Annotated in this window: 22 protein-coding genes; 11 read left to right on the top strand and 11 right to left on the bottom strand. The window is 67.5% G+C overall.

From position 1 onward, the window contains the following. The first annotated feature begins 33 nt into the window (after positions 1–33). The 6 genes from ACXYX3_RS14125 to ACXYX3_RS14100 are packed head-to-tail and all read left to right on the top strand — an operon-like array spanning position 34 to position 5,700. Positions 34–1,149: a TIGR03364 family FAD-dependent oxidoreductase gene (locus tag ACXYX3_RS14125; RefSeq protein ID WP_458612088.1), complete on the top strand. Its 1,116-nt coding sequence runs from the start codon at positions 34–36 to the stop codon at positions 1,147–1,149. Beyond that, positions 1,149–1,832: a phosphonatase-like hydrolase gene (locus ACXYX3_RS14120; protein ID WP_458607941.1), complete on the top strand. Its 684-nt coding sequence runs from the start codon at positions 1,149–1,151 to the stop codon at positions 1,830–1,832. Before ACXYX3_RS14125 ends, ACXYX3_RS14120 begins: the two co-directional genes overlap by 1 nt. Positions 1,833–1,835: 3 nt before the next feature. Beyond that, on the top strand, positions 1,836–2,876 hold the full coding sequence (locus ACXYX3_RS14115) for a 2-aminoethylphosphonate ABC transporter substrate-binding protein (protein ID WP_458607940.1): 1,041 nt from the start codon (positions 1,836–1,838) through the stop codon (positions 2,874–2,876). A 1-nt stretch (position 2,877) separates the two neighbouring features. Further along, positions 2,878–4,047 carry an ABC transporter ATP-binding protein gene (locus ACXYX3_RS14110; protein ID WP_458607939.1) on the top strand — a complete coding sequence of 390 codons (1,170 nt, stop codon included), beginning with the start codon at positions 2,878–2,880 and terminating at the stop codon, positions 4,045–4,047. Further along, complete coding sequence (locus ACXYX3_RS14105) at positions 4,044–4,928, top strand: 2-aminoethylphosphonate ABC transporter permease subunit (protein ID WP_458607938.1); 885 nt, start codon at positions 4,044–4,046, stop codon at positions 4,926–4,928. The genes ACXYX3_RS14110 and ACXYX3_RS14105 overlap by 4 nt, the downstream gene beginning before the upstream one ends. Next, positions 4,903–5,700, top strand: coding sequence for an ABC transporter permease (locus ACXYX3_RS14100; RefSeq protein ID WP_458607937.1), 798 nt, complete (start codon positions 4,903–4,905; stop codon positions 5,698–5,700). Before ACXYX3_RS14105 ends, ACXYX3_RS14100 begins: the two co-directional genes overlap by 26 nt. 48 nt (positions 5,701–5,748) lie before the next feature. Here the strand turns inward: ACXYX3_RS14100 and ACXYX3_RS14095 are convergent, their stop codons facing one another. From ACXYX3_RS14095 to ACXYX3_RS14060, 8 genes are all read right to left on the bottom strand, one after another. Continuing rightward, complete coding sequence (locus ACXYX3_RS14095; RefSeq protein WP_241206362.1) at positions 5,749–6,246, bottom strand: GAF domain-containing protein; 498 nt, start codon at positions 6,244–6,246, stop codon at positions 5,749–5,751. Between the two features lie 68 nt (positions 6,247–6,314). Further along, positions 6,315–6,671 carry a VOC family protein gene (locus tag ACXYX3_RS14090; RefSeq protein ID WP_241206363.1) on the bottom strand — a complete coding sequence of 119 codons (357 nt, stop codon included), beginning with the start codon at positions 6,669–6,671 and terminating at the stop codon, positions 6,315–6,317. Between the two features lie 107 nt (positions 6,672–6,778). Continuing rightward, complete coding sequence (locus ACXYX3_RS14085; RefSeq protein ID WP_458607936.1) at positions 6,779–9,013, bottom strand: catalase; 2,235 nt, start codon at positions 9,011–9,013, stop codon at positions 6,779–6,781. Between the two features lie 80 nt (positions 9,014–9,093). Beyond that, positions 9,094–9,507 (bottom strand): VOC family protein, encoded by a 414-nt coding sequence (locus ACXYX3_RS14080; protein WP_458607935.1) that lies wholly within the window; start codon positions 9,505–9,507, stop codon positions 9,094–9,096. Next, entirely contained in the window at positions 9,461–10,312 is an 852-nt protein-coding gene (locus ACXYX3_RS14075; RefSeq protein ID WP_458612087.1) for an AraC family transcriptional regulator, read from the bottom strand. The genes ACXYX3_RS14080 and ACXYX3_RS14075 overlap by 47 nt, the downstream gene beginning before the upstream one ends. A 115-nt stretch (positions 10,313–10,427) precedes the next feature. Further along, complete coding sequence (locus tag ACXYX3_RS14070) at positions 10,428–11,450, bottom strand: LLM class flavin-dependent oxidoreductase (RefSeq protein ID WP_458607934.1); 1,023 nt, start codon at positions 11,448–11,450, stop codon at positions 10,428–10,430. Between the two features lie 60 nt (positions 11,451–11,510). Continuing rightward, on the bottom strand, positions 11,511–12,203 hold the full coding sequence (locus ACXYX3_RS14065; RefSeq protein ID WP_458607933.1) for a helix-turn-helix transcriptional regulator: 693 nt from the start codon (positions 12,201–12,203) through the stop codon (positions 11,511–11,513). Positions 12,204–12,223: 20 nt separating this feature from the next. Next, the gene (locus ACXYX3_RS14060) at positions 12,224–12,637 is read right to left on the bottom strand and encodes a nuclear transport factor 2 family protein (protein ID WP_458607932.1); all 414 of its coding nucleotides are present in this window, start codon (positions 12,635–12,637) and stop codon (positions 12,224–12,226) included. Between the two features lie 153 nt (positions 12,638–12,790). On the opposite strand from ACXYX3_RS14060, the gene ACXYX3_RS14055 reads away from it, so the two are divergent. Next, the gene (locus ACXYX3_RS14055; RefSeq protein WP_458607931.1) at positions 12,791–13,141 is read left to right on the top strand and encodes a nuclear transport factor 2 family protein; all 351 of its coding nucleotides are present in this window, start codon (positions 12,791–12,793) and stop codon (positions 13,139–13,141) included. A 5-nt stretch (positions 13,142–13,146) separates the two neighbouring features. Here the strand turns inward: ACXYX3_RS14055 and ACXYX3_RS14050 are convergent, their stop codons facing one another. Then, entirely contained in the window at positions 13,147–13,296 is a 150-nt protein-coding gene (locus ACXYX3_RS14050) for a hypothetical protein (RefSeq protein ID WP_241206370.1), read from the bottom strand. Positions 13,297–13,458: 162 nt separating this feature from the next. Here ACXYX3_RS14050 and ACXYX3_RS14045 point away from each other — a divergent pair, with 162 nt between their 5' ends. The 4 genes from ACXYX3_RS14045 to ACXYX3_RS14030 all read left to right on the top strand — a co-directional run bounded on the left by ACXYX3_RS14045 (position 13,459) and on the right by ACXYX3_RS14030 (position 17,952). Further along, a complete protein-coding gene (locus ACXYX3_RS14045) occupies positions 13,459–14,268 on the top strand; it encodes an LLM class F420-dependent oxidoreductase (protein WP_458607930.1) in 810 nt (269 codons plus the stop codon). A gap of 131 nt (positions 14,269–14,399) precedes the next feature. Continuing rightward, a complete protein-coding gene (locus ACXYX3_RS14040) occupies positions 14,400–15,677 on the top strand; it encodes a sensor domain-containing phosphodiesterase (protein ID WP_458607929.1) in 1,278 nt (425 codons plus the stop codon). A 42-nt stretch (positions 15,678–15,719) separates the two neighbouring features. After that, positions 15,720–16,559: a bifunctional hydroxymethylpyrimidine kinase/phosphomethylpyrimidine kinase gene (gene thiD, locus ACXYX3_RS14035; RefSeq protein WP_241206373.1), complete on the top strand. Its 840-nt coding sequence runs from the start codon at positions 15,720–15,722 to the stop codon at positions 16,557–16,559. 124 nt (positions 16,560–16,683) lie between these two features. Then, a complete protein-coding gene (locus ACXYX3_RS14030; protein ID WP_458607928.1) occupies positions 16,684–17,952 on the top strand; it encodes a S1C family serine protease in 1,269 nt (422 codons plus the stop codon). Between the two features lie 2 nt (positions 17,953–17,954). Here ACXYX3_RS14030 and ACXYX3_RS14025 read toward each other — a convergent pair whose 3' ends face one another. After that, complete coding sequence (locus ACXYX3_RS14025; RefSeq protein WP_458607927.1) at positions 17,955–18,992, bottom strand: zinc-dependent alcohol dehydrogenase family protein; 1,038 nt, start codon at positions 18,990–18,992, stop codon at positions 17,955–17,957. Positions 18,993–19,023: 31 nt separating this feature from the next. Beyond that, the gene (locus ACXYX3_RS14020; protein WP_458607926.1) at positions 19,024–19,488 is read right to left on the bottom strand and encodes an SRPBCC family protein; all 465 of its coding nucleotides are present in this window, start codon (positions 19,486–19,488) and stop codon (positions 19,024–19,026) included. Positions 19,489–19,507: the final 19 nt, after the last annotated feature.

Here is a 19,507-nt window from a genome sequence, read left to right as displayed (position 1 = left end):
TGGCGACGCCAACGAAAGGTTGTCTCGATGTCCATGCGGGTCACGATCATCGGCGGAGGCGTCCTCGGGACGTCCCATGCCTGGCACGCAATCCACCGTGGCCATGAGGTCGTACACCTCGAACGCGAGGCCGAGGCACGCGGTGCGACGGTGCGCAACTTCGGTCTGGTGTGGGTCTCGGGCCGCTCATCCGGAGAACTCGAGGCCAGCCTGCGCTCCCGCCAGCTCTGGGAAGACATCGCAGCGCAGGTGCCCGACGTCGGGTTCCGCCCGTGCGGATCGCTGACCCTGCTGCGCACCGACGCCGAAGTGGCGGTGGCCGAGGACGTCAGCGCACGTGGCGACGCCGCGCAGCGGGGCTTCCGTCTGCTCGACGCCGACGCCGCCCGCGCGCTGAACCCGGCGCTGCGGGGCAAATTCCTCGCCGCCCTGCACTGTGAGCGCGACGCCGCGGTGGAATCCCGTCAGGCCCTGCCCGCGCTGCGCGCACACCTGCAGGCCAGTGGTCGCTACAGCTTCCACCCGGGCGCCGAAGCACGCTCCATCACCGGCACCCGCACCGTCGACGATCGTGGCGGAGTGCACGACGCGGACGTCGTCATCGTGTGCGCCGGGGCCGCCCACGGCGGCCTGGTCCGCGAGCTCGCCGGCGACATGCCGGTGCGCCGGGTGCGTCTGCAGATGATGCAGACCGCTCCCCTCGGCGAGACGTTGACCACCGCGATCGCCGACGGTGACAGCTTCCGCTACTACCCCGGATTCGCCGGGCACGCGCTCGACGCTCTGCGGCGCAGCGAAAGTCAGGACCCGGTCGCCGACGAGCACCGCATGCAGCTGCTCTGCGTTCAGCGCCTGCATGGCGGACTCACGATCGGCGACACCCACGCCTACGAGGAACCGTTTCCGTTCGACGTCGACGAGGCGCCCTACTCCTACCTCGTCGGCCTGGTCGAGGAGCTCCTGGGGCGGCGACTGCCGCCCGTGCGCCGGCGATGGGCCGGTGTCTACAGCCAGTGCCTCGACACAGAGCGGCTCGTCCATCGGGTCCGCGCCGATGACGATGTCTGGGTGGTGACGGGACCCGGCGGTCGAGGGATGACCCTCGGCCCCGTCATCGGCGAACACACCGCGGATCAGATCGGATTGTGATGAACAACAATGACATTCAACTCGCCGTCGTCGACATGGCGGGCACCACGGTCGCGGACGACGGTCTGGTGGTCGAGGCTTTCGAGGCGGCCGCCGACGCGGGTGGCCTGCCGGTCGACGGACCCCGGCGTGAACACGCGCGACAGTACGTTCTCGACACGATGGGCCAGTCCAAGATCATGGTCTTCCGCGCCCTGTTCGACGACGAGGCCACAGCGCAGCGCGCCAACACGGCGTTCGAGCATGCCTACTCGTCACTCATCACCGCCGGGCGCGCCGAGCCCGTTCCCGGGGCCGCGGACGCCCTCGGCCGCCTTCGAGACGCCGGAATCCGGGTGGCGCTCACCACCGGCTTCTCTCCAGACACCCAGGCGGCGCTACTCGAGGCGTTGGGCTGGCAGGACATCGCCGACGTCGTGCTCGCCCCCGGCGACGGCATCCGCGGACGCCCCTTCCCCGACCTCATCCTCACCGCCCTCATCCGCACCGGCGCCGACAGCGTGCAGGCCGTCGCGGCGCTGGGCGACACCGCCAACGATGTCGAAAGCGCCTTGCGCGCGGGCTGTTCCATCGCTGCAGGCACCCTCACCGGCGCTCACGACGAGCGTCGTCTCGCCGGGGCGGGCGCCACACACGTCGTCGCCACCGTCTCCGATTTCGCCGACCTCCTCTTGAAAGGCTGATCCATGACCTTGCGCAGCTCCGCGGCCGCTCTGCTCGCCGTCGCACTCACGATGCTCACCGCGGCCTGCGGCGGCACGGGGTCCTCCGGGTCCGGTGACGGGACGACGCTGACGGTCTACAGTGCCGACGGGCTCGGAGGCTGGTACGACGGCACGTTCAAGGCGTTCACCGACCAGACCGGCATCAACGTCAACGTGGTCGAGGCCGGCTCCGGCGAGGTGGTGTCCCGGGTGGAGAAGGAGCAGTCGAACCCGCAGGCCGACCTCCTGGTGACGCTGCCGCCGTTCATCCAACGGGCGGCCGCATCGAAGTTGTTGCAGCCCAGCGGGGTCGACACCTCGGGTATCGCAGCCGACCAGGTCGGACCGCAGGCCCAGTACGTACCGATCGTCGACAATGCGCTGAGCTTCATCGTCAACCCGGACGCGAATCCCGCACCGGTCACCTGGGACGACCTGCTGCGCCCGGAGTTCAAGGGCAAACTGCAGTATTCCACACCGGGGCAGGCCGGTGACGGCACCGCTGTGCTGGTGCTGCTTCAGCACCTCCGAGGCAGGCAGGCCGCCCTCGACTATCTGAAAGCATTGCAGGTCAGCAACGTCGGACCCTCTTCGTCGACCGGCAAACTACAGCCGAAGGTGAGCAACGGTGAGCTGCTGGTGGCCAACGGCGACGTGCAGATGAACCTCGCCTCCATCAAGGACGACAAGTCGCGTTTCAGGATCTTCATCCCCGCCGACGCGCAGGGCCGACGGACAACGGTGTCGCTGCCCTACGTGGCCGGTGTCACCGCGGGGGCCCCGCACGCCGAAGAGGCCAAGAAGCTGTTGGCCTTCCTCGTCTCCGACGATGTCCAGAAGACGGTGCCGACAGACGCACTGGGCATGCCGGTGCTCGACGCGCTCAAGACCTCGGACGGCACCGGGCCCGAGACCCCGGCCGGCGTCCTGCAAGGGGTCGACGTATGGGTGCCGGACTGGAACACCGTGCTCGCCGACCTCGACGCCGATGTCGCCGCCTACCAGAAGGCGACGGGTAGCTGACATGGCCCAGACCCGCCTGGGTCCACTCGGGCGCCGCACGCAGACGCCGAGGGCAGATGCGGCGACACCGGCCATCGTGTTCGACCGTGTCGGGGTCACCTACGGCCGCAGACGCAAGGCCACCACCGCCCTGGTCGACTTCTCGCTACGCGTCGCCGGTGGGGAGACGATCGCGCTGCTCGGACCCAGCGGATCGGGCAAATTCACCGCGCTGGGGGCGCTCGCCGGGTTCGTGCGCCCCACATCGGGCTCGGTGAGGCTGGCCGGCCGCGACGTCACCAACCTGCCGCCGGCGCGCCGCGGCATCGGCGTCGTCCTGCAGTCCTATGCGCTGTTCCCCCATATGTCCGTCACCGACAACGTGGCGTTCGGGCTGCGGGCCCAGCGGACGGCGCGACGAGAGATCGCACCGCGGGTGGCCGAGGTCCTGGAGATGGTCGGGATGGCCGGCTTCGGAACTCGACTGCCGCGGGAGCTCTCGGGCGGCCAGCAGCAGCGCGTGGCCATCGCCCGAGCCCTGGCGATCCGACCTGCCGTACTACTGCTCGACGAGCCGCTGGCGGCGCTCGACGCGTCGCTGCGACAGTCGATGCTCACCGAACTGCAGCGCCTCAAGGAGGCACTGCCGCAGATGGCGATGCTCTACGTGACTCACGACCAGTCCGAGGCGCTCGCTCTGGCCGACCGCATCGCGGTGATGAACCACGCACGGCTCGTCGACGTCGACACCGCCGAGAACCTGTGGAAGCGTCCGCCCAGCAGTTTCACCGCGGCGTTCCTCGGCGGGGCAAATCTGTTGCCGTGCACGGTCGGCCGTGTCAGCGGCACCTCGGCGTTGATCAGCCTCGGCTCGCGCACGGTCAGTGCCGAAGCACCGCATCCCGAGATCGGCCAACCCGATTGGGCGCCGGGATCGCCCGCCCTGCTGTGCGTGCGCCCGCACGCCCTGCAGGTGGTTTCCGCCCGCGAGCGCAACGCGCTGCCCGCGACCGTGTCGGCCGCAGTCTGGCGCGGCGCGGTCACCCGGCTGGTGCTGGCGCTCGACTCTCTTCCCGACGTGACCGTGCAGGTGGACGTGCCGGGCCACACCCCGTTCGAACACGGCAGCGTCGTCGGGGTTCGGCTACCGGAACCGGCCGGCGTCCTCGTCTCGTCGGGACATGCGGCGTGACAACGGTTCTGGAGGCACACGACGCGAAGACAGGGCCGGCGCCGCGGTCGCGCGCATGGCTGTGGTTGCTGCCACCGCTGACGCTGGTTCTGATGATCGCGTGCTACCCGCTGGTGCGGGTGTTCGCCGAATCCGTCGGCGGATCGTGGAGTGAGGTGCTCGGTTCGCAACTGTTCCGCGACGCCCTGTGGCGGACCATCACGATCGCGACAGCGTCGACGGTCGGGTGCCTGGTGCTCGGTCTGTTCCTCGCGGTGGTGCTCGCGTTCGTTCCCTTTCCCGGCTCGGCGCTGGTGGGCCGGCTCATCGACACCGTGCTCGCACTGCCGTCTTTTCTGATCACGCTGGCCTTCACATTCCTCTACGGCACGGCCGGCGCGGTCAACGCGCTCGCCACCGAGTTCACCGGCGACGGTTCGGGCCCGTTGCTCGACTTCCTGTACACCCCCGCCGGGGTGATCGCCGCGGAGATCACCTTTTTCACGCCCTTCGTGGTACGTCCGTTGCTGGCGGCGTTCTCGCTGGTTCCCCGCGCCCACCTCGACGTGGCCGCGAGCCTCGGCGCGTCACCGTGGACCACACTGCGCTCCATCGTGCTGCCCGAGGCGTGGCCCGCGCTCGCCGCCGGCGGCAGCCTCGTTCTGTTGTTGACGCTCAACGAGTTCGGCATCGTGTTGTTCACCGGCGCCAAAGGGGTCATCACCTTGCCGGTGCTCGTCTACACCCGTGGGATCGTGACGTTCGATCTGCCTGGCGCCGCGGTGATCGCGTCGGTGCAGGTGGTGCTGTCATTGACGTTGTACGCGCTGTACCGCATCGTGTTCGCCCGGCTGACTGCACGAAGGGGGGACGACGGTGCTGCTGTGGAGCGCGCGCAGTAGACGGGCGGTGCTCGCCCTGTTCGGGATGATCGTCACCGTGGTGTTCGTGCTGCCGCTCGGGACGGTCGTGGTGGCCGGACTTGCCGGCTCGTGGACCGGCCCACTTCCTTCCGACCTCGGATTTGCGAGGTACGGCACGGCGCTGTCCGGCGAGGACCTCGCAAGTCTGTCGGTGAGCCTGCAGACGGCGCTGCTTGCCGGCGCCCTCGCCGTGACGGCCGGAACCTGGGCTGCCCTGGCGGCGCGGGAGGTGCCGACCTGGCTGCGGCGCATCACCGATGCGGTGTTCCACCTGCCCATCGCCGTGCCGTCGGTCGCGATCGGACTCGGTGTGCTGATCGCCTTCAACGAGCGGCCGCTGCTGCTCGGTGGGACGAGATGGATCGTCATCCTCGCCCACACTGCCCTCGTCCTGGCGTTCGCCTTCAGCGCCGTGTCGGCGGCACTCGATCGACTCGACCCCGCCTACCGGCAGGCCGCGGAATCACTCGGTGCAGGTCCGGCGCGAGTTCTGCTGCGGGTCACACTCCCGCTGCTTCTGCCGGCACTCGGCGCGGCGTCGGGGTTGGCGGTCGCCCTGTCGATGGGCGAGCTCGGCGCCACCGTGATGGTGTATCCCGCGACGTGGAAGACGTTGCCGGTGACCATATTCGGGTTGACCGACCGTGGTCAGGTCTTCCAGGCCGCTGCCAGCACCACACTTCTGCTCGCGGTCACGCTGATGACCCTCGTCGTTCTCGGCCGCATCCGGGGCCGGGTGTCGCTTCGCTGATCGACGTCCGTGATCGGCGAGTGGGGCTAGTCGTCGGAGCCCTGCACGTCAGCTGAGTGCGCTGTCGTCCTTCGCGACGATCTGCTCGACTTCTCCCGCCAACGCCGAGAGCTGCGCGCGTTCCTCCTCGGTGTAGTCGCGCGGGCTGTCGTCGAGTACACACACCGTCCCGACGACCTGTCCTGCGGCGTCGTGGACGGGCACCCCGAGATAGTTGTGTAGTCCGAACTCCACTTCGTCTTCGTTGCCGGCGAAGGTGGCGTCGGTGCGGGAATCACGGACGAACAACGGATCATCGCCGTCGACCACCCGCTCGCAGTAGAGCGGCACCCGCGACGCGTCGTCCAACGCTTTCTTGCCCGCTGCGCCAACCGAATAGTGTTGTGTCGCTTCTCCAGCGGTTGCAGCAACCACCATCGAGTCGGATTCCGACCGCATCACCAACACCGACTTCACCCCGAGCTGCTCGGCGATCCTGTCGAGGCGGTCGGCCAAGGGAGCCAGTCCCGGGGTGGTGTCGGTTTTGTGGGGTTCAGCATCAGGCATGAGGTCACTCTTGCGCTCCCCCGCGCGAACTGCAACCGTTTCGCTCACCCGAAGCCGATACCGCTGATTCACTCCGAGGGCGGCTCGTACAGTTGCAGATCGTTTCCTTCGGAGTCTTTGAAGGACGCGATCCGGCCCCACGGGTGGTCGCTGATGTCGCCGACGAACGACACGCCTTCGCCTTGAAGCCGTGAGACCTCGTCGTCGATGCCGCCATCTGGTTGGAACGTCAGGAGGGCGCCACCGCTGCCGTCCGCTCCCGACGATTCGCGAGCGTTCAGGCCCACCATCAATCCGTTGGCGTCCAACTCCGACCACTCGTCGGACTCTTTCTTCACCTCGAGACCGAGTGTGTCGCCGTAGAAGCTCACCGCGCGCTTCATGTCTTCGACCGGTAACCACACGGTCGCCACGCCTGATGCCATGTCCTGCACCTTCATCTCGAATTGTTCTGACGCACCGTGCGATACCCCGTGACGGTGCCGTGATTCCTGTCCACTTGTGACGTCTCCATAACCGACGCCACTCGGGTTCAGACCGCGACGTCGCGGCCCCACACCCGGTGCTCGCCGAGACTCTCGATCAGTGCGGAGGCCAGCGCAGCAGCGTCCGATCCGTCGAGAACGCCTGCAGCGCCGTCGGCCACGCCGGCTCGAGTCAACAGATCGGCGCCCTGTGGCAGGACCGCGATGCCCTTGAAGTGCCGGAACACCTCATCGACGAGGATCTTTGCCTGCACGGTGGTGGGCGAGCCCGCGATCACCAGAGCATCGAATTCGATCGAACGTGCGGTCGTGTATGTCCGGGAGATCGGTACGGTACCGCCCTCGTGGGTGAGGGTGCCTCCGTGCGCAGCGATGACCAGGGGCACAAGTTTCGCCGCGCCCAGTGCATCCACCACGGTGGAGACGTCGCCGACATCGGAGTCCGGACCGACGAGGATGCCGATGTTACGTCCATCTGTCGGCCAGCGCTCCCCCACCTGCGACACCGCCGGGCTGAGCTGCGCCGGGTCGGCGGGCGGTGCTGTGGCCGCGGGCGCCTCGAGGCCGAGCCCCGCCGCGACGGTCGCGCACAGATCGGCGTCGATGTTCGCCAGAACCGACAGCTGGCGTTCCTTGATCGCCTGCTCATAACACTTTCCGAGTTCAAAGGTGTACGCCTCGGCGATGTGGGCCTGCTCGACCGGGGTCAAGCTGCGGTAGAACAGCGTGACCTGGCTGAAGTGGTCGTCGTACGACGCCGGAGCCGCACGGACTTTCGTCGACTCGGCAACCACCGCCGGCGCTTCGATGAACGCCGCGGTATCTGCGCCGGCGAAGAACGGGCATCCGCCGTCGAGGGAATTCGGTTGGTAGGGAGCAACTCCCGGGTGCACGCCGTGTTGGTGGAAGCCGTCGCGCAGCATGTCGTTGACGGGGGCGTGTGGCCGATTGATCGGTATCTGACCGAAGTTCGGCCCGCCGAGGCGGCTCAGCTGGGTGTCCAGATAAGAGAAGAGCCGCGCTTGCAGCAGCGGATCGTCGGTCACATCTATGCCGGGGACCAGATGCCCAGGATGGAATGCCACCTGTTCGGTTTCGGCGAAGTAGTTCGTCGGATTGCGGTTGAGCTCCATGGTTCCGATCAGCTGGACCGGTGCGAGTTCCTCGGGCACGATCTTGGTGGGGTCCAGCAAGTCGATGCCCTCGAACATCTGGTCCGGCGAATCGGGCATCACCTGCACGCCGAGGTCCCACTCGGGGTAGGCGCCCTTCTCGATCGCGTCCGCCAGGTCACGCCGATGCAGGTCGGGATCCATCCCGGCCGCGATCTGCGCCTCCTCCCACACCAGAGAGTGCACCCCGAGGCGCGGCTTCCAATGGAACTTCACCAGCGACGTGGAACCGTCCGGCCCCGTGAGGCGGAACGTGTGGACACCGAAGCCCTCCATCATCCGGTACGAACGGGGAATCCCCCGGTCTGACATGTTCCACATGGTGTGAGCCTGAGCCTCGGTGTGTAGCGACACGAAGTCCCAGAAGGTGTCATGGGCACTCTGCGCCTGCGGGATCTCGCGATCGGGATGCGGTTTGGCCGCGTGCACGACATCGGGGAACTTGATGCCGTCTTGGATGAAGAACACCGGGATGTTGTTGCCGACGAGGTCGAATGTGCCCTCGTCGGTGTAGAACTTGGTGGCGAAGCCGCGGGTGTCGCGCACCGTGTCGGCCGAACCCCGGGAACCCAAGACTGTCGAAAAGCGCACGAACACATCGGTTTCTGCGCCCGACCTCAAGAAGCCCGCCGTGCAGATTTTTTCAGCGGCACTATTGCCGCGGAACACACCGTGTGCCGCCGCACCGCGGGCGTGCACCGCACGCTCGGGGATGCGCTCATGGTCGAAGTGGGTGATCTTCTCCCGGAGGTGGTGGTCCTGCAGCAGTGTCGGCCCGCGCTGCCCGGCCTTCAGAGAATGGTCGGTGTCGTACAGCCGTGCGCCCTGGGCGGTGGTGAGGTACTCCCCCTGCTGCCCGCGCGCCGTCTGACCTCCGCCCACGGAAAGGCCGGTGGCGGTGCGCAAATCAGGACCACCCTGGTCCGGTTTCGGCGGAAGCGGCTCGCGCGCCTCGGTCGGTTCGTCGAACGACGCCGGCTCCGGCCCCGGTGCACCAGGAATGTACTTCGGGCTGTGCTGCGCAAGCCTGTCGGCTGCTTCGACCACCTTGTCCTTGGCGTCCTTGACGACACTCTTGATGGTCTCTTTGGCTCCACGGTCGGCTGCCATTGCATCCCCTCGTCACGGATCGAGCCCACTCCGGAGGGGCTCGTTCGGTTGGACCGCCCGGCTTCCCGCTCTCGTCGCGCCTAAACAGGTGGCTCGGTTTCACTCACCTCACCCGCATAGGTGCCGAAGCTCCACAGATTGCCCTCCGGGTCACGAACAGCGAACTCCCGCGATCCGTAATCGGTCGAGCACAGCGGGCGCACGATGTCGGCGTTCTTCGACACCACCCGCGTGTACAGCGCGTCCACGTCGGCGGTGACGATGTAGGCACCCGCGCTACCGGGTTCGCGACACCAGTCGGTGCCTGGCTTGTAGCTGCCCATCATCAGCCCGCCGGTGCCCTCCGGCCAGTTCAGCTGAGCGTGGTCCACGCGATCCTCGTCGCCATAGCGGGCGCCCACGACGAAGCCGAAGGTGTCGACGAGGTAATCGATCAGCGCGGGTGCGTCATGGGCTTGCAGTGTGGGCCACACGGCCGGGTTCGACAGGGTCATGTTCGACAGGGTCATGGTTGTCAGGATCGAACATCCGGTGGCCGCCGTCTTGGATGTTTCGGAACTCCGCAGCGATCCACTTCCGCGGCGGAAGGCCGGTGAAGGCGACGAACTCGGCGCTCAGGTGGGCTTGGTCGGAGAAGCCGGTGGTGGCTGCGACGTCGGCCAGGTCGACGCCGGCGCTTCCGGAGACCGATCGAACGATCTGTGCGGTCGCCGTCTCGAAGCGCATCAACCGCGCGACGGCCTTGGGTGCGAGCCCGACCTCGCGGCGGAACAGAGTGCCCAGATGACGCGGAGTGAGACCGACCTCCGTGGCCACCGCGGCCACCGATACGCGTCCCCCGCTGCACCGCAACATTCGCCACGCATGTCGCACTTCGGGCCGCACCGAGTTGCGGGCGTCTGCGCTACGCTGCACGAACCCGGCAACCACGTCGAAGGCGGCGGGCCAGGATGCCGCCTCGGCGACCTGATCGCTGAGCTGCCTCGCGACCGCGCCGAGGACAGCGGATCCGTCGAAGTCATCGACGCTCAGCTCGGCGGCGGGCACACCGAACAGGGCCCGTGAGGCCAGCGGGTGCACAGCGAGCTGGATCCCGGACTGTCCACGACGCTGCCGCACATGGCTGGCGCGCAGTTTCAGTCCGCCGAGGATCACGCGTTGCGCACGAGCCAGCGGCAACTGCGTGACATCGGCAGCAGCCTCGACGCCCTCGTCGGCGCTGACGATGAACGTCAGGCTCGCCGACGGCATACCGAGATGCGTACCGTCGGGCACGTCGAGGGTGCGATACCCGACCATCGACGTCACCCCGGGGAGCCGATCGCACGCCGCCGTCGCCATCTCCCAGCACGGCGGCGTCTGCTCGGTCACACTCGGGGATTCTACGGGCGGGAACGGGCCGACGCCGAGTTCCTCACCGCCATCCGAGCTCCGGCGCGACATGGGTCAGCAGGCTCTCGATGACGTGCGTGTTGTATTCGACGCCAAGCTGATTGGGAACCGTCAACAACAACGTATCCGCCGCCGCAACGGCTTCGTCCTCGGCGAGCTGAGCGATGAGCTTGTCGGGCTCACCCGCGTATGTCTTACCGAAGCGGGCTGTGCCGCCGGCCAGCACGCCGACCTCGTCCGTGCTGTTGCGGTTGTGCCAGAACAGTTGCTTGTCCAGATCGTTGACGATCGGAAAGATGCTGCGGCTCACCGAGACCCGCGGTTGACGCTCGTGGCCGGCGGCTGTCCACGCATCACGGAATCGCTGGATCTGCTCGGCCTGCAGCTGATGGAAGGGCACACCGGTGTCCTCGGACAGCAGCGTGGAGCTCATCAAGTTCATCCCCTCGCGAGCCGTCCATTCGGCCGTGGCGCGGGTACCCGCACCCCACCAGATTCGGTCACGCAATCCCGGGGAGTGCGGCTCGAGCCTGAGCAGACCCGGCGGATTCGGGAACATCGGACGCGGGTTGGGCTGCGCGAAGCCCCGGCCCGTCAGTACCTCGAGGAACACCCGCGTGTGTTCGCGTGCCATCTCGGCGCCATCGGCGTCGCCCTCAGCGGGTTGGTGACCGAAGTAGCGGTAGCCCTCGATCACCTGCTCGGGCGACCCGCGGCTGATGCCCAGCTGCAGTCTGCCACCGGAGAGGAGATCGGCAGCGCCGGCATCCTCAGCCATGTACAGCGGGTTCTCGTAGCGCATGTCGATGATTCCGGTGCCGAGCTCGATGCGTGTGGTGCGCGCGGCCGCTGCGGCGAGCAGCGGGAACGGAGAACTCAGTTGCCTGGCGAAGTGGTGCACGCGGAAGTACGCACCGTCAGCGCCCATCTCCTCGGCAGCTACCGCCAGCTCGACCGATTGCAGCAGGGCGTCTGAGGCGGAGCGCACCCGGGAATGCGGGCTGTCTGACCAGTGCCCGAACGACAGGAATCCGATCCTCTTCACTGCCCGATCAACCACCCGCGGCCGGAACCGATTCCCCGGTATGCCGGCCGACTCGGCTGCTCACCCCAGCCGACGGGTACGCCACCGCGACAGGTCTGCGTCGAGTACCGCGGGGTCCCGTTCGGGAAAGACTTCGTCACTGATCTCCAGCTGCCGAATGCGGTCGAGGTGAAACCCCCGAATTCCATTGCGTAGCCGGCACCATCCGACGAACATCCAAACATCCCCGCCGCGGAGCAGTCCCATCGCCTCCACGTCCCGACTGGTGCGGGTCGTCCCGTCCTCGGCGATGTAGTGCAGCCGCACGACCCGGCGGGCGGCGATCGCTTCCGGAATGAGTGCGATCGCCGCCTCCGTGGGGGCTTCGGCGTCGATGACGAACATCGACGCCAACGCGTCTCCGACCGACGCCAGGTGATCCTCGCCGCTGATCGCCAGGACCTTGGCCCGCGCTCGTCGCGCCGCCGTTCCATACGGTGAGGTCTCCAGAAGGGCGAGCCCCGCGAGCACCGCCAACGACTCTGTCACCGTCAGGTTCAGCGGAGGCAGAGAGTGCTCGCGCAGAATCGAATAGCCGCCCGACACTCCACGATCGGCGTAGATCGGTACACCCGCGAGCTGAAGAGACTGGATGTCACGTTCGATCGTGCGTTTGGACACCGCGAATTCCTCGGCGAGCCGCGCGGCGGACATCGGTCGGCGGGCTCCACGCAGGAGGTCGACCAGCGCGTACAACCTTTCCGCCCGCCTCATCACGCAAGCCTCCTCCGATCTCAGGTGCGATGTGTCCGCGTGCCGCCCACCGACCACACCTCGCGGATCAAGCCGTCGTCGGTGAAGTCGAAGACGTCGACCCCGCCGGCAGCATTCTCCCCTGCCCGCACATTCCACAGCATCCGCCCGTGCACCCCGTCGACGGCGCGCGCCACCTCGGTGAACACCACTTCCGGATGCCTCTCGCGGTACGCGTCGAGGTATCGAGCGAAGCTCTGCGCGCCCAGGACGTCGTCGCCCGGGTTCGAGCCGTCGGCTTCGGAGTTGAGGAAGTGGATCCGGAAATCGTCGGTGCAGATGCGACGGGCGATCTCGCCGCCGCTGTTCCACATCGTCAGCCACACGGCGAGTGCCGCATCCGCGACCGCGGTGTTCGGGGTCATGGTCGTCTCGGCGCTTGCGTTCTCGGTCATGTCGACAGCGTCGGACACGTCCGCGACAACGGTGTGTCGGTATTTGCGGACGAGTTTCCTGCGACGGCGGACTCAGACGGGCGTTCGTATGTCCGGCTCGTGGTCGGCCGAAAAGCGCTGGACTACCGCACGTCCGGCTCGTTAACGTGCCGCATGGACAGAGATGCCGAGACGTTCAGTCGGCAATGGGTTGACGCCTGGAACGCTCACGACGTCGAGAGGGTTCTCGACCACTTCGACGACGCCGTCGTGTTCACCTCTCCGGTCGCCGCGCAGGTGCTCCCGACAACGGGCGGTCGGGTCGCGGGCAAGGAAGCGTTACGCGAGTACTGGGTTCGTGCGCTCGAGCTGCACCCTGACCTGCATTTCACCGTCGAGGCCGTCTATCAGGGAGTCGACGTGATGGTCATCAACTATCGCAACCAGCGCGGCGGTCTGGTCAACGAAGTTCTGCGCTTCGCCGGCGATCGAGTCGTGGAAGGGCACGGAACCTATCTCACCTAGCCGGGTCAGCGCTGCTCGTTGGCGTCTCCGGGGTGGGGAACATTGTTCTCGTCGACGTAGGCGGAGTGGTCGGTGTCGACACCCTCGTGGTCGCGCGGCCCGTCGTTCGTACCGTTCGATTCGACCGCATCGGCAGCGTCACTGGGCATCGTCATGGTCGCGAGGTCCTCTCTGGAATGACGGAGCGCCGCTTCGACGATCCGGTGCGAGTGTGCCCCGTCTGCGCCGCGCTGAACCCCCATCCTCACTCGGACCGGAATAAACCCGGTACGAGACGAATTGGCTCAAGAGTGCCGTCCCCCGACTCAGGAGCAGCCATGACCCGTCCCGTCCGCGTCGCCGTTCAGATTCAGCCCGGAGGCGCACCCGACTACCGCAGCTGGCGCGACGCCGTCGTCGCCGCAGACGATCTCGGCGTCGACGTGATCTTCGGTTACGACCACTTTCATCGACCGGTGATGGACGCCCTCGTCGACGGCAAGCCCGTTCTGGCGCAGGTGCAGCCCGACGTGACCAACTTCGAGGGATGGACCGCGCTGGCGTCGTGGGGTGAGATCACCTCGCACGCCGACATCGGTTTGCTCGTCACCGGTGTCGGTTACCGCAACCCCGATCTGCTGGCCGACATGGCGCGCACCGTCGATCACATCAGCGGCGGCCGACTCATCCTCGGACTCGGCGCGGGATGGTACGAAAAGGATTACACGACCTACGGATACGACTTCGGGACCTTCGGATCCCGCTTCGACCTGTTCGACGAGAGCCTCGTCCGCATCGAGAACAGGCTGGCCGTCCTCAACCCGCCACCGGTCCGCCCGCTGCCGATCCTCATCGGCGGTACCGGACCCAAACGCTCACTCCCTGCCGTCGCCCGACATGCCCATATCTGGCATGCGTTCGCCGAACTCGACACGTTCCGCAGGCTCAGCGAGCGCGTGGACGAGCTGGCCGCGACGTTCGGCCGCAGCGGCGCCGAGATCGAGCGCTCGACTCTGTGGCAGAACAGGCGCAGTGCGGACGAGTTCCGTGATGCGGGAGTGACGTTGTTCCAGACCGAACTCACCGCCGACGACGGGTACGACCTGGGGGCGCTCAAAGACGTGCTCGCCTGGCGCGACAACGGCTGATTCCCGCATCCGGCCCTCTGGCTGACAGTTCGCTGTTACCTTGGCCCGAGGCGGCTCGACCAGCTGGCCCAGGGGAGGAACTCGACGATGCGCCTTCGCCACGAGAACGTGGGATCTCTCTAGGTCGCACGGTGCAGAACCTCGTCGCAGCGATCAATGCGTCCATCGATCCCTCAGCGCTCATGCAGAGGATCGCTGAGCAGATGTGCCTGCTCACACCGAAAGCCGACGGCGCAGCGGTCAGTCTGTTGACCCCCGAGGACACGTTCGTGGTGGTCTCCGCGCACGGGCTGGTGAAATCCCTGCTCGGGCTGACCCTGCCGCTTCACGGAACCTTCCAGGGTCGAGCCGTCGCCACCGGGCGTCCACAGGTCAGTCTTGACCCGCTGGCCGATCCCGAGCTGACCGAGGAGGTCCGGGCCATCGGTGCACGCCTCGGTATCGGCTCCCTCGTCGTGATCCCGCTCCTGCACCACGGCAGGGGTATCGGGGCGCTGAGCCTCACCGCTGTCGAGACATACAAGTTCACCGAACGCGATATCGCGGCGATGGAGGCAACCGCGCGCTTCGTCTCGGCTCTGATCGGATCTCACACCGAACTGTCGTCGATGCTCGACGATTTCCTGGGCGATCCCCGCCATTCGGGGCGCGATCACGCCGCACAGTTCCTGGCGTCTGTGCTACTCCCCGACCTGGCGCGCGAGGATGCGCTCCATCAGCACCTGAGCGACCTGCTGGCAGCGCCGTCCCCGCTGTCGGCGGTGTACCAGCCGATCGTCGACCTCGCTTCGGAATCTGTCGTCGGCTTCGAGGGTTTGTGCCGTTTCCCCGGCGGTGCGGAACGCTCTCCTGCCTACTGGTTCGACGTCGCACGCCGCCTCGGGCGCGGCGTCCCTCTCGAATTGGCGGCGTTGTCCAGGGTGCTCGCCGACGTCGACTGGATACCCCCAGACCGCTTCCTCGCCGTGAACGCCAGTCCGTCGGCAGCCATGGACGAGCGGTTACACGCCGCCCTGCGGGCAGTGCGTGTGCCGGTGGTCCTCGAGATCACCGAGCACGAGCCGTTTCCCGACGGCTTGGCCGACGCGCTGCAGCCATTGCGGGACGCAGGTGTACGACTGGCGATCGACGACGCCGGTGCCGGCTATGCGAGTTTCACGCAGATGCTGCAGCTGCGGCCCGATGTCATCAAGATCGATGGTTCGCTCACCTCGGATATCGATCGCGATCCGGCAAAACGTGCTCTGGTGATCGCCATCGTCAGGCTCTGCGCGGAGATGGGAGCAACCACGATCGCCGAGGCGATCGAGCGACGCGACGAGCAGGCGACGTTGACCGAGCTCGGTGTCGAATGGGGTCAGGGCTATCTGTTCGGCCGACCGGGCGACCCTCGCTCGAGCGCGTCGTAGATCAGCGTCCCCGGCGTGGAGGGCCCTTTAGACTCTGCCGTGATGACGAACCGTCTCCCCCTGACCCCGCCTGGACAGACGCCGCGCCGGGTGATGACCATCGCGGGCTCCGACTCCGGCGGGAGCGCCGGCCTGCAGGCCGACATGCGCACCTTTGCGATGCTCGGCGTTCACGGAACCGCCGCGGTGACCGCCGTGACAGTGCAGAACTCGTTGGGAGTCAGGGCATTTCACGAGATCCCCGTCGAGGTGGTCGCGGCGCAGATCAGCGCGGTGGCCTCCGACATCGGAATCGAAGCGGCCAAGACGGGCATGCTCGCCTCCGCCGGCATCATCCGCGCCATCGTGGCCACGTGGTCGACCGAAAAGCTCGCCGGGACCGTCCCTTTCGTCGTCGACCCGGTCTGCGCCTCCAATGCGGGCGAGCCGCTGCTGCACCCCAGTGCTCTCGATGCCATGCGCGACGAATTGATCCCCCTGGCCACCCTGGTGACGCCGAATCTCGACGAAGTACGCCTGCTCGTCGGCATCGACGTCGTGGACGCCGACACCCAGCGTGACGCTGCGCGCGCCCTGCATGCGCTCGGTCCGCAATGGGCGCTGGTGAAGGGCGGCCACCTGCGCACATCGAGCGTCAGCTCGGACCTCCTGTTCGACGGTTCGGAGTTTCACCAGTTCGCTGCGGCTCGGGTGGACACCCGAGATGACCACGGCGCCGGCGACACATTGGGTGCGGCGATCACAGCCGCATTGGCGCACGGCTACTCCGTGCCCGATGCGGTGGCCTTCGGCAAGATGTGGGTGACCGAATGCATCCGGGAGGCCTATCCGCTCGGCCACGGTCTCGGCCCCGTCAACGGGTTGGCCAGCCTCTACCGTTGAGCCTGATGTTCTCGGTCTTTGCTGAGTGTGCTCTCAGTGGAGTCTCAGTTGCGGTGGGCAGTGTTGAGGCAACCGAGTCGAATTATCGACTTCCCATGCCCCAACCTCGAAGGGAACACCACCCATGGCGACCCCGCCCCCACCCGTCCCGCCCACTCACGACTGGACGAGAGGACACTGGCCCAGCCAACCGAACCCGTTGTCGGGCAACCCGACACCGTGGCCTGGCCACCCGGCTGCACCGCCTTCACCGCGCACCGCGCGCCGCGCGGCGCGATCGCGTACCCCCCGCAGTCTGGTGCTCGCCGGCGCCGCGGCCGTCGCCATCGCCGGCGGAGGCATAGGCGCCGCGGCCGCGGTAGCTGTGACCGATCACCAGCACCCGGCCACCGCGACGCCGGCAACCGTGCAGGCGCAGCCGGTGAAGCCGGCCGCCAGCGCTGCGCCGGACTCGGTGGAGCAGGTCGCCGCCAAGGTGATGCCCAGCGTGGTCAAACTGCAGATCGCTGCAGGCCAGGGCGTGGCCGAAGGGTCCGGGATCGTGCTCAGTCCCGACGGTCTCATCCTCACCAACAACCACGTCGTCGCGCCCGCCGTCCAGAGCGGCATGGGTGCGCGACCCGCGGCCTTCGACGGCGGCGACTCCGCGGCCACCGTCACCTTCGCCGATGGCCGCAGCGTGCCGTTCACCGTCGTCGGCACCGATCCGATCGGTGACCTGGCGGTCGTGCGCGCCCAAGGCGTCAGCGGATTGACTCCGATCACCATCGGCTCGTCGAAGGACGTCAAGATCGGCCAGGAGGTCGTCGCGATCGGGTCGCCGCTGGGCTTGCAGGGCACGGTGACGCGAGGCATCGTCAGTGCGCTCAATCGACCGGTGGCCGCCGGCGACGGCGAGGGTGGGCCCCCGGTCATCCTCGACGCGTTGCAGACCGATGCCGCCATCAATCCCGGGAACTCGGGCGGGCCGTTGGTGAACATGAACGGCGACCTGATCGGTGTCAACTCCGCCGGCGCCAGCATGGGATCCGGCTCCAGCGGCGGCTCGATCGGCCTCGGTTTCGCGATTCCCTCCGACCAGGCCAAACGTATCGCCGATGAATTGATCTCCTCCGGCACGGCCAGCCACGGCTCGCTCGGGGTGCAGCTCAGCAACGACACCAGCGACACCGGCGGTGCGGCCGTTGCGCAGGTGGCGGCCGGAAGTCCCGCAGCCGCGGCCGGACTGCCCAGCGGCGCGGTGATCACGAAGATCAACGACCAGATCATCGACGGGCCCGAAGCGTTGGCCGCCGCGGTGCGCTCCAAGGCGCCGGGAGATCAGGTGTCGGTCACCTATCGCGACGACGCGGGCGCGACGCGCACCGCGCAGGTCACGCTGGGTACTGCCTGAGCTCAGGCGCAGGGGTCGATGATCGTGACACCGGCTGGTGATGCGGTGTCCATGGTCGGCAGGGCCTCGGCTGCCTCCTCCAAGGTGATGATCCGCTCGATCAGAGCCTCAGGACGCACCTCGCCGCGCTCGATCATGTCCAGCATCGGTGGGTAGTCCGCCGCGGCCATTCCGTGGCTGCCGTGGAGCGATATCTCCCACGCGATGACGCGATCCATCGGCACGCGCGGATGCCCGTCGACAGACGGCAACAAGCCCACCTGCACGTGACGGCCATGCCTGCGGAGGCTGACGATGGACAGCGCACACGCAGATTCGTGACCCACCGCGTCGACACCGACGTCGCTTCCGCCACCGGTGATCTCACGAATCGACTCCGAGGTCTCCGCGCCCTCGGCGATGACGCAGTGGTCAGCGCCGAGGGCTTCGGCCGCGGTGAGCGCCTCGGCGGTGCGATCCACCGCGATCACGTTGGCGCCCAACGCTTTGCCGATCATCACCGCGCTCAGCCCGACACCGCCGGCGCCGACGACTGTCAGCCACTGTCCGCGCTCGAGCCGGCCCACGCCGGTCAGGGCGCGATATGCCGTCGCGAACCGGCACCCCAAACCGGCCGCGGCGGTAAACGACACGGTCGAAGGCAGGCTCACCAGGTTCGCGTCGGCGGCGGGCAGCGCGACGTACTCCGCGAAGGAACCCCAGTAGGTGAATCCGGGCTGCTGTTGATGGGGGCAGACCTGTGCGTTGCCGGATCGGCACCACGTGCAGGCACCGCAGCCGCACACGAAAGGCACCGTGACTCGGTCACCGACCGACCACCCACGCACCTGCGCGCCGACGGCCGCGACGACGCCGGCCAATTCATGGCCCGGCACGTGCGGAAGAGACACGGCCTCGTGCCCGGCCCACGCGTGCCAGTCGCTGCGGCACAGGCCGGTGGCCCGCACCGCCACCACGACGCCGTCCGACGGCGGACTGGGATCCGGCACGGTCCGGACCTCGAGTGGGCCGCCGATCCTGTCCATCACCAGTGCGCGCATCAGCCCAGTCTGATCCGCGCCGGCGGGTCGCTCAGGACGAGGTTTCCGCCGCCAGGCGAGACAGCGTGTCGCTCAGCTGGTCTTCGGTCACCAGGGGGAACGACACCTTCTTCAGCAGATCCTTGTCGGTGACCTTCGACCAGTCGTAGGTGTGCCGGACCAGTGTCGCGTTCGGACCCTGGGCTTCGAGCTCCCACAACCACTCCCACCCGGGCGGCTCCGTTCCGGCGGGTGCCGTCTGCCAGGCCAGCAGCTTGTCCGTGACGTATCCGGTGACGTGGTTGTCGGTCTTGTACTCGCCGCCCATGTGATCGCCTGCCATGTTCATCGTGAACACATCACCGACCTTCTGGATGCGATCGGCGTGGTCGACACTGCGCAGGAACCCGGAACCGTCCAAGGCGGGGTGCCGGTGGGGGTTGGACAGCACGTCGAACACCGCGTCGGCGGATGCGTCGATGGAACGTTCCACAGTCACCTTGTTGTCGTCGCTCATGCGATGTCCAGTGCCCAGA

It is taken from the genome of Mycobacterium sp. Panama NTM2 (assembly GCF_054355555.1).
This window is presented reverse-complemented; position numbering and strand designations above follow the sequence as displayed.

What these genes read in the sequence shown, in the direction of transcription:
- ACXYX3_RS14125 (WP_458612088.1), top strand. Translation starts at nt 34, where the DNA reads ATGCGGGTCACGATCATCGGCGGAGGCGTCCTCGGGACGTCCCATGCC.
- ACXYX3_RS14120 (WP_458607941.1), top strand. Translation starts at nt 1,149, where the DNA reads ATGAACAACAATGACATTCAACTCGCCGTCGTCGACATGGCGGGCACC.
- ACXYX3_RS14115 (WP_458607940.1), top strand. Translation starts at nt 1,836, where the DNA reads ATGACCTTGCGCAGCTCCGCGGCCGCTCTGCTCGCCGTCGCACTCACG.
- ACXYX3_RS14110 (WP_458607939.1), top strand. Translation starts at nt 2,878, where the DNA reads ATGGCCCAGACCCGCCTGGGTCCACTCGGGCGCCGCACGCAGACGCCG.
- ACXYX3_RS14095 (WP_241206362.1), bottom strand. Translation starts at nt 6,246, where the DNA reads ATGCCTGATGCTGAACCCCACAAAACCGACACCACCCCGGGACTGGCT.
- ACXYX3_RS14090 (WP_241206363.1), bottom strand. Translation starts at nt 6,671, where the DNA reads ATGGCATCAGGCGTGGCGACCGTGTGGTTACCGGTCGAAGACATGAAG.
- ACXYX3_RS14085 (WP_458607936.1), bottom strand. Translation starts at nt 9,013, where the DNA reads ATGGCAGCCGACCGTGGAGCCAAAGAGACCATCAAGAGTGTCGTCAAG.
- ACXYX3_RS14080 (WP_458607935.1), bottom strand. Translation starts at nt 9,507, where the DNA reads ATGACCCTGTCGAACCCGGCCGTGTGGCCCACACTGCAAGCCCATGAC.
- ACXYX3_RS14075 (WP_458612087.1), bottom strand. Translation starts at nt 10,312, where the DNA reads ATGGTCGGGTATCGCACCCTCGACGTGCCCGACGGTACGCATCTCGGT.
- ACXYX3_RS14065 (WP_458607933.1), bottom strand. Translation starts at nt 12,203, where the DNA reads ATGAGGCGGGCGGAAAGGTTGTACGCGCTGGTCGACCTCCTGCGTGGA.
- ACXYX3_RS14060 (WP_458607932.1), bottom strand. Translation starts at nt 12,637, where the DNA reads ATGACCGAGAACGCAAGCGCCGAGACGACCATGACCCCGAACACCGCG.
- ACXYX3_RS14055 (WP_458607931.1), top strand. Translation starts at nt 12,791, where the DNA reads ATGGACAGAGATGCCGAGACGTTCAGTCGGCAATGGGTTGACGCCTGG.
- ACXYX3_RS14050 (WP_241206370.1), bottom strand. Translation starts at nt 13,296, where the DNA reads ATGACGATGCCCAGTGACGCTGCCGATGCGGTCGAATCGAACGGTACG.
- ACXYX3_RS14045 (WP_458607930.1), top strand. Translation starts at nt 13,459, where the DNA reads ATGACCCGTCCCGTCCGCGTCGCCGTTCAGATTCAGCCCGGAGGCGCA.
- thiD (WP_241206373.1), top strand. Translation starts at nt 15,720, where the DNA reads ATGACGAACCGTCTCCCCCTGACCCCGCCTGGACAGACGCCGCGCCGG.
- ACXYX3_RS14030 (WP_458607928.1), top strand. Translation starts at nt 16,684, where the DNA reads ATGGCGACCCCGCCCCCACCCGTCCCGCCCACTCACGACTGGACGAGA.
- ACXYX3_RS14025 (WP_458607927.1), bottom strand. Translation starts at nt 18,992, where the DNA reads ATGCGCGCACTGGTGATGGACAGGATCGGCGGCCCACTCGAGGTCCGG.
- ACXYX3_RS14020 (WP_458607926.1), bottom strand. Translation starts at nt 19,488, where the DNA reads ATGAGCGACGACAACAAGGTGACTGTGGAACGTTCCATCGACGCATCC.